This window comes from Bradyrhizobium sp. CSA207 (assembly GCF_029051685.1).
Taxonomy (GTDB): Bacteria; Pseudomonadota; Alphaproteobacteria; order Rhizobiales; family Xanthobacteraceae; genus Bradyrhizobium.
The window spans coordinates 174,608-187,964 of sequence record NZ_JAACFT010000012.1 but is presented as its reverse complement, the minus strand read 5'-3'; the positions used below and the strand labels follow the sequence as shown (position 1 = coordinate 187,964).

The following is a 13,357-nucleotide window of genomic DNA, read 5'->3' as shown; positions in this document are numbered from 1 at the left end:
TCAAAAGATGGCGAAGATTTTCAGAATGGACGAGGACCTCGCAGTTGAGCTTCCTCAGGCGCTAGTTGATGCGCTCGGCCTGAAGGAGGGTGACGAGCTGGAAGTTGTTGCGGTCCGCAACGGCGTGATTGAGCTCGCGCGCGCAGAGAGCCTGTCAGAGCGGGATCGCGACCGCAGGGTCGACTGACCCCAGGGCAAAGCAACACAGGAGCCCGATGATCCGGGAGGTTCGGCACGACGGCCCGATCATGCCATTCTGCCAGTGTTTTGCCCGACGGGTCAAACCGGCTTTTGGCACGCGCACGTAAGTCATTGATCCGACACGTACCGTCTACTGTGCATGGGGTTGTTTTCGACTTTTTGTTTGCGCCTACATCCTCCGCCTTGCCGCCGCCGCGTCCACCACGTTCTCCACCTCCTCGCGCCACGACAGGATCTCCATCGCCAGCACGGGGTGGTTGAAGCCCTTGAGCACGAGATCGTCGAGCGCGCGGGCTTCGACGAACGGCTCGACCATGCCGTAGACGCGGCGGGAGACCACGACCTGACCGGCCTTGGCTTCATCGCACAGGCGCGAGGAGAGGTTGGTGACGCTGCCGATCGCGGCATATTCGAGCCGCTGCTCGAAGCCGATCTGGCCGAGCGTGGCGTAGCCCATCGCGACGCCGACGCCGAAGCCGAGCGAGTGGCCGCGGTTCTTCCACTTCTCGGTCAGCTTGCCGATCTCGTCGCGCATCTCGACCGCCATCTTCACCGCGCGCTTGGTGTGGTCGGCGAATTGAATCGGCGCGTTGAACAGGATCATCACGCCGTCGCCGGCAAAGCGGTCGAGCGTGCCTTCATAGCGGTGGATCAGCTCGCCGAGCGCCGCATGATATTCGCGCAGCACGTTCATCGCCTCTTCCGGCTCGGTCGCCTCGGTGAAGGAGGTGAAGCCGCGCAGGTCGCAGAACACGACCGTGACCTCGCGGCGGTGGCTGTCGAGCAGCGCATCGTGGCCGTCGGACGAGGCGATGAGTTGGGCGACCTGCGGGGCGAGGAAACGTTCGAGCCGCTTGATGCGGCCGATCTCCCCTAACTGCTTCTCGACGCGTTCCTCCAGCGAGCGATTCCAGTTGCGGAGCTGCTCGGTCTGCTCCTGAAGCTTGGCCGCCTGCTGCTGCACGGTCTGGTGCGCGGCGGCGAGCTCGCGGCCCTTGTCGTCGACCTCGCTGAACAGCCGCGCATTGCGCATCGCCAGCACGGCCTGGTGCGCGAAGGTGCGCATCAATCCGGTGAGGCTGCTGGCGAACTCGCCGCTGGCGCGGCGCAGCACCACCAGCGAGCCGAGCGTGCCCTGCTGGTCCAGCAACGGCACCACCAGCACCGAGTGGAAGCCAGCTTCGATCGCAACGTCCCGCAGCGGCTGTTCGGCGGCGTGGTCGAGATCGGCAAGCGCGATCGGCTCGCCGGAGCCTGCGGCATCGCTCAGGATGTTCTGGGCCTCGTCGATGGTGACATGGGCGCCCTCGGCCGATTTGTCGATGCCATTGGCCTCGACCAGGTTGAACCGGCGCGTCTCGGCATCGTAGCCGTAGATCAGCACCGCATCGGCATGGGTGATCTCGATCGCGCGCGCCGCGATGGTCGGCAGCACGGCGTTGAGATCGAGCGAGGAGGCCACCGCGCGGCCGACCTCTTCCAGCACCTTGAGCTCGTTGATCGACTGCGCGAGGTCGCGGGTGCGTTCCTCGACCTTGGTCTCCAAGTCCGAATAGGTCTCCTGGATCTGACCGGCCATGCGGTTGAACTGTCCGGCCAGGTCTTCCAGCTCGTCGGACGTGTGCACCTCGATGCGATGGCTGAAGTCGCCTTCGCCGAGCTTGTGCGCGCCGTCGCGCAGCGCGGTGATCGGGATGATCATGCGGCGGGCGAGCAGCGTGCCGGCGAGGATCGCGACCATCAGGCCCATGCCGATCAGAAGCGCGATCCGCACCAGCTGGTCGCGGATCGGCGTCAGCGCCTGGGTGGTCGGCTGCTCGAACAGCACGCTCCAGCCGAGCTTCGGCACCGTGCTCGCGGCGGCCAGCACCGAATGGCCGTTGAAGTCGGTGCCGGAGGTGTCGGGTTCGCCGCCCGGCGCGATCGCGGCGGCGACCTGCGGCAGCTTGGACAGGTCTTTGCCGACATCGGGCCCCTTCGACGACGTCGCCAGCACGCGGCCGCGCGGATCCACGACATAGGCGAAGGCGGCCTTGCCGACCTGGGCATCGGACAGCGACTCGGAGAGAAAGCTGAGATCGATCTCGGCCACGGTGACGCCGGCGTTGAAGCCCGAATGCGCCACCGAGATCGACATGAACGGCGTCCGATCGACGAAATAGGCCGGCGCGTAGCTGACGCCGCGCGCGACCGTGTCGGTAAAGCGCATGTCGCGGGAGAGGTCGGCGTTGCCGCCGGTCGAGGTCGATTGGCGCGAGACCCGCAGCACCTCGCGGCCGTCGCCATTGAGCTGGAACAATTGGGAGACGACCGCGACCTGGTGCAGCAGCTGGGCATAGTCGGCGCGGCGCTTCTCGAGGGTGTCCTGGCTTGCCCGGGTCACCCAGCTGATCTGGCGCTCGAGTTCGGAGACCGATTGCTCGATGCGACGGGCGGCGGCCTGCGCCTTGTCCTCCAGCCCGTCGGTCAGCGACGTCTTGGTAGCGCGGTAGGAGATCCAGGTCTCCATCGCGCCGTTGACGGCGAGCACGAACACGACGAGGCCGACCAGGGAGACGACATATTTGGCGAACAGGCCCTCGCGGAAGAACCTGGTCTTGTCTGTCGCTCCTGCCATCCGGATCCTCTCGCGCCACGACCGACGCCAGCGCTACGGGCCGTACGAGCCCGAGCGCCCTTCTACCACAATTTGGGCCGAGGGACCGGTCGAGCGCCGGGCGTGGTTACCCGCTGCGGGCGGCGAAGTCGGCCCGGCAGGGTGGTGAATTGTCGCAGCGGGAGATCACCGATTGAAGAGCTGTCGCAGCACGTCGTTCATCGGCTGGCTGTCCTGCTGCGCAACCGGCGGATCCGCCTGGGCGGGAGGCGCCGGCGAGGCCTGCGGTGCCGGCGTGGACGGCGTAGCGGGCAGGCTGCGGCTCCGGCCGGTGGCGGTACCAGTGCCGGTGCCCGCGCCAGTTGCAGCGCCGCCGGAGAGTCCCTGCTGGATCAGATTGCCGATCGCCTCGCCCAGCGGGCCTCCGAGCGGATTGTTCTGCCCGGGCTGCTGCGTTTGCGGATTGGCATTGCCAGCCGCATTGCCGCCACCCGGCGAAGCGCCGCCGAGCCCGCCCAAGATATTGGCGAGCCCGGCGCCATCCGCGCCGAACAGGCCCTTGCCCATGTCGCGCAGCTTGGCATAGGCGGCGTCCGGATTGTCGAGCATGCCGGCCATATCCGGATAGATCCGCGGCTGCGACCAGGAGCCCTGGATCATCACGGGAATGCCGAAGCCGACCGGTTCGGAGTTGCGGCCCTGGCCTTCGGTCGTCATCACCAGCTTCGGCTCGACGCGGAAGCCCATCATCTTGGTGTCGAGGGCGATGGTGCCGGCGCCGGTCACGCGCACCAGCGGGCCGATCAGATTGAGATCGGTCGTCACCGCCTGGCCCTTGTCGATGCGAAAGGAGGCGGAGAGCTGCGACAAATCCGTACTCTGCTCCTGGCTGGGATTCTGGTTTTCCTGCCAGCCGGACAGCGTGCCCGATGTCAGCGAGCGGATCATCTGCGCGACATTGATGCCGCGGATGGCGCCATCCTGGAAATTGACGAAGGCCGTGCCTTGCATGTTGGCCATCAGCGCGCGCTGGCTGGTGCCGGCACTGCGTAGTGCGAGCTTGGCTTGCAGCTTGCCGTCGATGCGGTCGAACTCGGCAAGACCCTGAAGCAGCGGCAGCGCGCGAACGCCAGCGAGGTCGGAATGCATGGCAAAGCTCGGTGCGCCGCTGGTCGCATCCAGGATCACCTCGCCCGAGACCTGGCCGCCATAGGCGCCGAGATTGGCGGTGCCGGCCTTCAGCACGCCGCCCGCGAGCTTTGCATCGAGCGCGAGCGGCGCGAAGCGCGCCTCGCCGATGACGGCTTCGTTCGCCGAGATCCTGACTTGCGCGTCGACGTAATTGAGCCCCGAGAGGTCGATCGGCGCATTGCTCCAGGGCTGCCCGGACGCGCCGTCGGGCGATTTCGACAATGGAAACGCGAGCCGCTGGAAGTCGAGATCGACCTTGACCAGGGGCTTGCTCGCGATGTCGACCGAGGCCCAGCCGTTGAACGCGCCATCGCCAAGCGTGCCATTGACGGCATTGAACATCACGATGGATCCATTGAGCCGGATCTCGGCACGTCCGGAGAGCTGAGATTTCAGCACGTCGGGCATGTCGATGGCGAAATCGACCGGGATCGTCGGCCGATCGATCGGCGGCGCCGGCGTCGTCGCCTTGATGTCGAACTTGACGGCGTGGTCGCCCGCACGTGCGGTGCCGGTGATGTCGACCTTGCGATCAGGGCCCGTGACGGCGTCGGCGTTGATGGCGCTAACGCGGCCCTCGGCGCGATCGCGTACGCGCGCGAAGGCGATTTCGCCGTCGACGATTTTGACGCGGTCGATGCTCGCGCCGGCCATGTCAATCGCGAGCAGCTTTGGCGACGAATCGGCATTCGGCAGCCGTTCGCGCAGCAGCGGCTGGTAGAGCACGGGATGGGTGACGACGAGGTCGGTGATCTTCGGGCGGCCCGACCACACGCTGGAGAGCGACATCTCGGCCTGCACGCTGTCGATGGTCAGGCGTGTGATGCCGCTGCGGTCCTTCGGATCCTGAAGCGTCAGGTCGTTCAGCGTCACGTTCAGCGTCGGCCACAGGCTGATCTTCGTGGTGCCGTCGATCGTCAGCCGATAACCGGTTGCCTTCTCGACTTGCGCTGCGATCGTCGAGGTCAGGAAACCCGAGGGAATCCCGACCACGAGGAGAAGCGCGATCGCGATGATGACGGCGGCTATCGCCGCGCCGGCGAATTTGACTGCTCTCATGTCGACTTTCCAACGATGGACAGGCGGTGCCGAAGCCGGCCGGTCACCCGTCCCTCGCGCGTGAGTTTAGCCCGGGCCGGGAAGCCGCTCCAAGCGGCTAAAAATAATCCGGGGGTGCTGCAAAGTTATGTGACTTGTGACACACTTCTCCGGCGCGGTTTTACGCGATTCTGACGTTGATGGTTCCAAGCGATTTGCCAGGGAAACTGGCTTAAGGAAATTCACAAGGACATTGAAATGAGCAAGCAGGCCGAATTTGCGGTCATCCTGAAAATGAACGCGATGTTCGCGGATCTCGGCGCGGACGAACTCCAGCGGTTGGCCAATCTCTGCCACACCCAGCACCTGGCGAACGGCGAGGTGCTGTTCCAGAAGGGCGATCCGGGTGATGCGCTGTTCGGCGTGCGCCGCGGCCAGGTCCGGATCGAGACCGGCGCCGCCGACGGCAGCCGGCTGACCCTGAACTTCATGGGCCCGGGCGACCTGTTCGGCGAGGTTGCGGTGCTGGACAGCCAGAGCCGCACGGCCGACGCGACCGCCGGCGAAGCCAGCGAGCTGTTCGTGCTGCGGCGCGAAGACTTTCTCGCCTTCCTCGAGCGTGAGCCGAAGGTCGCGATCAAGATCATCGCGCTGCTCTGCCAGCGCATCCGCTGGCAGAGCGAGCGTATGGAAGAATCCATGCTGCAACCGCTGCCGGTGCGGCTGGCCCGGCGGCTCTGCGCCCTCGCCGCCGATTTCGGCTCTGAGGTGCACATCTCGCAGGAACAGCTCGGCGTTTTCGTCGGCGCTGCCCGCGAAAGCGTCAACCGCCAGCTCCAGGCCTGGCGCAAGGAAGCGATCCTCGATCTCCAGCGCGGCCGCATCCTACTGAGGAATATGACCAAGCTGACGGCGATCGCGCGGAACGAGTAGGGATCAAGCGATCGGAAGTCTGCGTCGCCGGACACGATCTCGGTCGATGGTAATGATACTGCCCTGTATCTCGTTCTCTGTCAGGGCGGACAGCACCTCGGCTAGTCGGGATCGGACATTGGCTTCTGCCCAGTCGCCACTCCGAAAAAGAATGAGGCTGGGGCTATCGCTGGCCGCGGTCGCAATCAGGCGAGGGTAATCAAGGTCTGCGGTGACGACGGTACGAGCCTCGTGCCTGGCTCGCTCGATGATTTCTACATCGCTGGCAGCGTGAAGGCCGATCTCGGATGCATGGACGGCGTCGTGCCCCAGTTCCGTCAGCCAACCCGACAATGTTGGCGAGAGTGGCATGTCGACAAGGAATTTCACTTTGCCGGTACGGTTGGCCTGAGCTCAACAGCTTCATCCTCTGCGAGGAATGCCGCGTAGCGCAAGGCTTCATCAATGTCTTCGCTTTCGAGGTACGGGTAGTCCTTCAAGACAGATTCCCGAGTTTCGCCAGCCGCCAAAAGGCCGAGCAGCCGGGCGACCGGAAACCGCAGCCCACGGACACAGGGCTTGCCGGTGCAGACAGCGGGGTCAATCGTGATGCGTGTGAATGTCATGCTCTTAAGATAGCGCGGGAAGCCGATATTCGCCAGATGGGGCTCAGGGCCTGATCGCCCAATTTCTACTCCGCCGCAGGGTGCGCGATGCTCTTCGGCGCCGCTGCCGCGGGCTTTGCGCCGGCTGGCGGAGCCGCGTGGTGATCGTCGGCCTCGGCGTCCTCGCTGTGCACGATCAGTCGCTTGCCGAAGCGCCAGATCAGGGCGCCGAGATCGTCCATCACCATGAACATCGCCGGCACGAACACCAGTGACAGTATGGTCGAGAAGATCAGGCCGCCGATCACCGCGAGCGCCATTGGCGAGCGGAACTCGCCGCCGGCGCCGACTGCGAGCGCGCTCGGCATCATGCCTGCGGCCATCGCGATCGTGGTCATCACGATCGGGCGGGCGCGTTTCATGCCGGCGTCGATCATCGCTTCTTCACGCGGCTTGCCGGCGTGGATCGCTTCGATCGCGAACTCCACCAGCATGATCGCGTTCTTGGTGACGATGCCCATCAGCATCAGGATGCCGATCCAGACCGGCGTGGTGAGCTGCTTGCCGGTGATGAGCAGGGCTGCGATGGCGCCGCCGATCGACAGCGGCAGCGAGAACAGGATGGTGATCGGCTGCAGGAAGGTGCCAAACAAGAGTACCAGCACCGCATAGACCATCATCAGGCCCGCAGTGATCGCGGTGGCAAAGCCGTCCGAGAGTTCGTTGAGGCTTTCGGCATCGCCTGAGGGGCTGACCTTCACGCCCTTGGGCAAGGTCTTCATCACCGGCAGGTCGGAGATTTTCTTGGTTGCGTCGCCGAGCGCCGCGGAGCCGACGAGGTCGGCGGCGACGGTGGCCTGCCGCTCGCGATCGTAGCGATTGATGCTGGTCGGGCCCTGGTCGAGCTTGACGTCGGCGATGACCGAGAGTGGCACGCCGCCCTTCTCGCCGTGTTCGCCGAGCGGCACGCGCAACTGCTCGAGCGTTCTGAGATTGCCGCGGGCGGCATCCTCGAGCTGCACGCGGATCGGCACCAGGCGGTCGCCGACGTCGAACTTGGCAAGCGCGGGACCGACATCGCCGATGGTCGCGACACGGATGGTCTGCGACAGGCTTTCGGTCGAGACGCCCAGCCGCGCGGCGAGATCGGCCCGCGGCTCGATGCGCAGTTCGGGGCGTTCCAGCGCGGTTTCCGAGATCACATTGGAGATGGTCGGAATCCGCTTCATCTGCGTCGCAAGCTCGCTCGCGACGTTGTTGACGATGTTGGCGTCGACGCCAGTCACGACCAGGGAGATCGCGCGCAGGCCGTTCTCGTCGAGAAACCAGAAACGGATGTCGGGAATGTTCTCCAGTTCCTGGCTGATCGAGAACTCGAGCTCGCGCTGGGTGATGTCGCGATCGTCCTTGGGTGTGTAGTTGATGATCAGGGCCGCACGTCGCACTTCCTGCGTCCCCGGCGGGACCCGGCCGCCGTCGACGAAGATGCTCTTCACCTCGGAGCGCTTGCGCAGGCGCGCGACGATGTCCTCGGTCACCTTCTCGGTATAGGAGAGCTGGGTGCCGGGGGGCAACTCGATCGCGAGCAGCGAGCGCGCGCTGTCCTGCGCGGGCAGGAAGCCCTGCGGCAGCAGCGTGATGCTCCAGATCGAGGCGGCGAACACGCCGAAGCCGATCAGCACGGTGATGAAATAATGCTTCACCGACCATTTCACGATCTTGTGGTAGTTGCGCAGCACCAGGCCCGGCGGCGGCTCCTGGTGATTTGAGTGCTTGAGGAAATAGGCCGCCAGCATCGGCGTCACGAAGCGCGCCGCGAGCAGCGAGAAGAACACCTGCACCGAGACGGTGATGCCGAACTGCTTGAAGAACTGTCCGGCGATGCCCGACATGAAGCTGGCGGGCGCGAAGATCGCGATGATCGTGAGCGAGATTGCGATCACAGCGAGCCCGATCTCGTCGGCGGCTTCGAGCGCGGCACGATAGGGCGACTTGCCCATGTTCATGTGCCGCACGATGTTCTCGATCTCGACGATGGCGTCGTCGACCAGAATGCCCGTCGACAGCGTGATGGCGAGGAAGCTGACGAGGTTGAGCGAGAAGCCGAGGATATCCATCGCCCAGAACGCCGGGAAGATCGACAGCGGCAACGAGATCGCGGCGATGATGGTGGCGCGCACATCGCGCAGGAACAACAGCACGATCACGACGGCGAGGATGGCGCCTTCGAACAAGGTCGAGATCGCTGCCGTATAATTGCCCTTGGTGTATTCGACGGAGGTGTCGATCAGCTTGAGGTCGACGTCGGGATAGGACGCCTTGAGCGCGTCGATGCGCTTCTGCACCGCGGCCGCGACCACGACGTCGCTGGCCCCCTTGGAACGCTTGATGCCGAGCGCGACCACCGGCTCGCCGTTGAAGCGGGCGAAGGTGCGGCGGTCGGCGATGGTATCGGTGACGGTGCCGAGATCGTCGAGCCGGACCTCGCCGCCGCCGAACAGCGGGATCATGGTGCCGGTCAGGTCGCCGAGCGTCTTGGCGCCCGCCAGCGTGCGAATCGCCTGGTCGTTCTTGCCGATCTCGGCGCGTCCACCGGCGACGTCGACATTGGTGCCGCGCAGGCTCTGGCTGACATTGACGGCGGTGAGCCCCATTGCCTGCATGCGATCGGGATCGAGCGAAACCAGGATCTCGCGCTCGACACCGCCGATGCGCTCGACCTGTGCGACGCCGCGCACGCCCTGGAGTGCGCGCTTGACCACATCGTCGACGAAATAGGAGAGCTGCTCCGGCGTCTTGCCGGGCGATATCGCGGCATAGGTGACGATCGGCAGGCCGATGACGTCGACGCGCTGGATCAGCGGTTCGGTGACGTTTTGCGGCAGGTTCGAGCGTACGCGCGTCACCGCGTCCTTGACGTCGTTGAGCGCGCGGTCGGTGTTGGTCTCCAGAGCAAACTGAATGGTCGTGACCGACAGCCCGTCGGTGATCGACGATGCGATGTGCCGCACGCCCTCGACGCCGGAGACCGCGTCTTCAACCGTCTTGGTGACCTGTGATTCGAGTTCGGCGGGGGCGGCGCCGAACTGCGACACCGCCACCGAGATCACGGGAATGTCGGCCGAGGGCAGCCGCGTCACCGCGAGCTTGGTGAAGGAGACCCAGCCGAGGATCAGCAGGATGATCGAAAAGACGACCGACGGCAGCGGATTGCGGATCGACCAAGCCGAGATATTGAGAGCCATCAGCGTACCCGCGTGCGATCGAGTTCATCGGCGAACATGGTTTTGATCTGGTCGCCGTCATGCAGCGAAGAGCCGGCGTCGGCCACGACGATTTCGCCGACCGCGACCCCTTCGAGGATTTCCGTTGCGCTGTCGGACGTCAGTCCGACCCGCACCTTGCGCGTCTCGATCGTGTTGCCTTTGACCACCTGTACGGTGAGATGGTCGATCGCGGTCTTGGGCACCGCGACGCCGCAGCTTCGTTTGGCGTCGATGGAAGCGCGGGCGAACGTGCCGATCTTCAGGGAGGGGTTGTTGGTGACGCTGATGCGGACGCGGCCGAGCTGCGTGGTGCGGTCGATTTCGGGAGCAACCAGCCGGACCCGCCCGATCAGGTCGGGCGCGTCGTCGCGGCTGATGCGAACGGTGGCGCCGGCGCTCAGCTTGGGCATGTGCACGGCCGGAACCTGGGCGTCGAGTTCGATCTCGTTGTTGACGGCGATGCGGAACATCGGACCAGCCTGTGGCGAAGCCGGCGCGCCGACGATGGTGCGGACTTCGGTGACGAGGCCCGGAGCGGGCGCCTTCAGCGAGATCGGGCCTTGCGGGCCGGGCCGTTGGGGCTGGCCCGGAATCTGCGGCGGCGCGGTCAGGCGCGCGAGCTCCTGATTTTCGGTCACGGTCGCACCTTCGGTGACGAAGACGTCCGTAACCCTGGATCCTTCCTGCTCGGCGACGACCACGGCCTCGCGCCGCGGCACGAAGAAGCCAGTCACCCGCACGAGGTCCGAGAAGCAGGCATTGGTCGACTTCGTCACGATGACGAGCGCCTCGCCCGGCGTTTCCTTCGCCTCGGGGCGATGCCGATGCTCGAACAAATAATAGCCGAAGCCGAGCACGACGATGAACACGACGGTTCCGGCAGGCTTGAGATATTCGGTGATCTTCATCGCCGGATCATCCTGGCCTGGCTCGCGGCCGTCCGCGCATGGCCTTGCGAGAGCATTTCCCTGAAACGAAGCGGCGTCCCGCAAGGCTGCGGGACGCGCTTCGGAAGCGAGTTGTTACACCACATCACGACTTGTCACTTCGAAAAGATTACGCCGTGCTCACTTCGATGCGGTGGTCTTGTTTTCCATGTTGACGACCTGGACGCGGCGGTTCACCTCCGCCATCGGCTGGCTCGGGTCCTTCAGCTTGCTCTTGCCATAGCCGACGGTGACGAGGTCGGTCGCGGAGATGCTGTACTTGTCGACAAGGTAGCGCTTGATCGAATCCGCGCGACGCTCCGACAGGTCTTGATTGTAGGCCTCGCCGCCGGCGGCGTCAGTGTGGCCCGCGACGACGAAGGTCGAGCCCTTCAGGTCCGGGCTGGTCAGCGCGCGGCCGAGCGCCTGAACCGAGGCAAGCGATCTGGGGCTGATATTGGCTGAGTTGTAGTCGAAGGTGATCTCAAGGTCGATGTTCGGCTTATCCTTGGCCGCCGACGCGATCTCCTCGCGCTCGGCCGACGAGAGCGAGCGCGTTGAACGACCGCGCACGGACTGGATCAGCTTGGTCTCGGTCGCGCTCGGCGCGGCATCGGTCTGTGGGCCAATCGAGAGGCCGCGGGTCAAGGGCTTCTTCGCCGGCGGCGCGAGCGCGCGGACGATCTCGTCCTCGGTGACGTTCTTGCTGTTGCCGTCGTCGGCCGCGCGAGCAGGTGACACGGGCAGCGACAGTGCGGCGCCGACGGTGATGATGGACAGGATCGCGGTAAGTCCTTTGACAGCCAATCTCATTGCCAGTCCCTCCTGCGCAGGCCAGCCGCGCGGTTCCAAAAATTCTGCAATAAGGCCCCCTAAAGGCCGCTTGCGGCATCCGTCCAATTAGTCTTCGCCGGGCTACCGAGGGTTCGAGACGCACCGGCCCCAACTCAAAAAAATATCAACGTACTCCGTAGCTTGCGAATTCCTGGACGATGTTCGGGTCCATCGCCTTGGCATTGGCGACGTCGAGCGCCCCTTCCTGGGCCGAGCCATTGCGTTGCTTGGCGATCCCCCGGCCATAGAGCGAGGAGGTCAGGCGCGGGTTGACCTTCAGGGCGGCGTCGAAATCGGCGATGGCGTTCTTGACCGCCCCGGACTTCAGGTTCACCAGACCCCGGCTGTCCAGCGCATCGACGAAATTGGGCCGCAGCCGCAGCGCCTCGTTGCAGTCTTTCAGTGCGCCCTGGAGATCGCCAACCACGGTGCGGGTCCAGCAGCGGTTGTTCAGCGCCTCGACGTCCTTCGCATTGATCCGCAACGTGTCATCGAAATCCTTGATGGCGAGGCCATAGGCCCCTTTGCTGGCATAGACCTGACCCCGTCGGTACAGCGCGTTCACGTCGTCCGGATTGGCGGCGATCTTGGCCGTCAGGCCCTTGATGGTGGGATCGTCGGCCAGCGCGGCCTGGCTCGGACCGCTGTCGATGCTCGGTGCTGTGACGGGATCGACCGGTTTTACTGGTGGCGGCGGCGGCGGTGTCGTTGCTGACGGGCGCGATCCACTGGTCCCCGGAATGAACGAAAAATCCTCGGCCAGCGAGGAAGAAATCCACGGCACCTGCTCGCCGCGGGAGGCGCGGGTGACGCCCATTTTGGTGCGATTCAGCGTTTCTTCCGCCATCAGATCGGGGACGCGGATTTCCTTCAATAATTCCTGGACGAACAGGCTGTGTTCGCCGCCGGCATCGGAGACCACGGAGGCCAGCGCCGCGGAATACATCACGAGCGTGCCGTTCGGCGCGATGACCGGCGTCAGGCCGGCCGAGAAGCTGCGGAACCGGCGCTCGAACGGATTGCGCCTGGAGGCGTCGATCAGCGCGATCTTGACGCCGGCGCCGCGGGTATTGAGCTCGCCAAGGACCATCTCGAGGCTAAAACCGTCGCGGCGCACGTCCGATTCGGTCCAGATCTGCGCATCGACCGGAAGCATGTAGCTCTGGCGCGCCGACTGGATGCCAAAGCCGCTGAAGAACACCAGCGCCACCGAGCCCGGCTTGATCTTGCCGTAGAGCTTCTCGAAGGCACGGCGCATGCCGTCGCTGGTCAGGTTCTCGCCGATTTCGACCGAAAAGCCGTCGCGCTTGAGCTCGTCGGCGATGTCGCGCGCGTCGTTGAGCGGTTCCTTGAGCGGGGCGTCCGCGTCCGGATATTTGGCATTGCCGATGACCAGCGCATAGCGATCGCCGGCCGCCCAGGATGGCGCGGTCGGGACGAGCGAAACGAGCAATGGCAGAAGAAAAAGGAAGCGAATTTTCATAATCAGCGCGGTCCAGCCAAAAAGGCGCCGTTCCCAGCTTGCGCCGCGGCGACCTTAACTTACGCAATGAGCATTATCAAACCGGGGAAGGGGGGCGTCAACCGCTTGCAGATTCGGCGTTATCGCGACAATTAACCGCGACGCAGGGGCGCGTTGCGAGGGGAATAAACGACCGGTCACGGTTGCACTCGACGCATTCTGGTTGGGCATTGCGGCGGCCATGTCAGGGCAGTCATGTCAGGGCAGTCAGGGCAGTCATCTTAGGGCCGTGATGGCGACAAAAAATGTGATTGGTCTCACATTGC

10 protein-coding genes are annotated in these 13,357 nt (G+C 64.9%); 2 read left to right on the top strand and 8 right to left on the bottom strand.

Features of this window, described 5'->3' with window-relative positions; all coding sequences use genetic code 11:
- Positions 1-7 precede the first annotated feature (7 nt).
- Positions 8-187 (top strand): AbrB/MazE/SpoVT family DNA-binding domain-containing protein, encoded by a 180-nt coding sequence (locus tag GWG65_RS15910; RefSeq protein WP_275196506.1) that lies wholly within the window; start codon positions 8-10, stop codon positions 185-187.
- Positions 188-370: 183 nt separating this feature from the next.
- Here GWG65_RS15910 and GWG65_RS15905 read toward each other — a convergent pair whose 3' ends face one another.
- Both GWG65_RS15905 and GWG65_RS15900 read right to left on the bottom strand, forming a co-directional pair.
- Entirely contained in the window at positions 371-2,818 is a 2,448-nt protein-coding gene (locus GWG65_RS15905) for an adenylate/guanylate cyclase domain-containing protein (protein ID WP_275196505.1), read from the bottom strand.
- 165 nt (positions 2,819-2,983) lie between these two features.
- Positions 2,984-5,047 carry an AsmA family protein gene (locus GWG65_RS15900; protein WP_275196504.1) on the bottom strand — a complete coding sequence of 688 codons (2,064 nt, stop codon included), beginning with the start codon at positions 5,045-5,047 and terminating at the stop codon, positions 2,984-2,986.
- A gap of 237 nt (positions 5,048-5,284) precedes the next feature.
- Between GWG65_RS15900 and GWG65_RS15895 the strand changes: the two genes are divergently transcribed.
- Positions 5,285-5,959 (top strand): Crp/Fnr family transcriptional regulator, encoded by a 675-nt coding sequence (locus GWG65_RS15895; RefSeq protein ID WP_247387200.1) that lies wholly within the window; start codon positions 5,285-5,287, stop codon positions 5,957-5,959.
- 3 nt (positions 5,960-5,962) lie between these two features.
- On the opposite strand, the gene GWG65_RS15890 is transcribed toward GWG65_RS15895, so the two are convergent.
- The 6 genes from GWG65_RS15890 to GWG65_RS15865 form a co-directional block, all read right to left on the bottom strand.
- On the bottom strand, positions 5,963-6,328 hold the full coding sequence (locus tag GWG65_RS15890) for a DUF5615 family PIN-like protein (RefSeq protein WP_275196503.1): 366 nt from the start codon (positions 6,326-6,328) through the stop codon (positions 5,963-5,965).
- Positions 6,325-6,564: a DUF433 domain-containing protein gene (locus tag GWG65_RS15885; protein ID WP_247987103.1), complete on the bottom strand. Its 240-nt coding sequence runs from the start codon at positions 6,562-6,564 to the stop codon at positions 6,325-6,327. Before GWG65_RS15885 ends, GWG65_RS15890 begins: the two co-directional genes overlap by 4 nt.
- 65 nt (positions 6,565-6,629) lie before the next feature.
- Entirely contained in the window at positions 6,630-9,788 is a 3,159-nt protein-coding gene (locus GWG65_RS15880) for an efflux RND transporter permease subunit (protein WP_275196502.1), read from the bottom strand.
- Positions 9,788-10,717 carry an efflux RND transporter periplasmic adaptor subunit gene (locus tag GWG65_RS15875; protein ID WP_275196501.1) on the bottom strand — a complete coding sequence of 310 codons (930 nt, stop codon included), beginning with the start codon at positions 10,715-10,717 and terminating at the stop codon, positions 9,788-9,790. The genes GWG65_RS15880 and GWG65_RS15875 overlap by 1 nt, the downstream gene beginning before the upstream one ends.
- Before the next feature lie 159 nt (positions 10,718-10,876).
- Positions 10,877-11,548 carry an OmpA family protein gene (locus GWG65_RS15870; RefSeq protein WP_275196500.1) on the bottom strand — a complete coding sequence of 224 codons (672 nt, stop codon included), beginning with the start codon at positions 11,546-11,548 and terminating at the stop codon, positions 10,877-10,879.
- Positions 11,549-11,693: 145 nt separating this feature from the next.
- Positions 11,694-13,052, bottom strand: coding sequence for a caspase family protein (locus tag GWG65_RS15865; protein WP_275196499.1), 1,359 nt, complete (start codon positions 13,050-13,052; stop codon positions 11,694-11,696).
- Between the last annotated feature and the right edge of the window lie 305 nt (positions 13,053-13,357).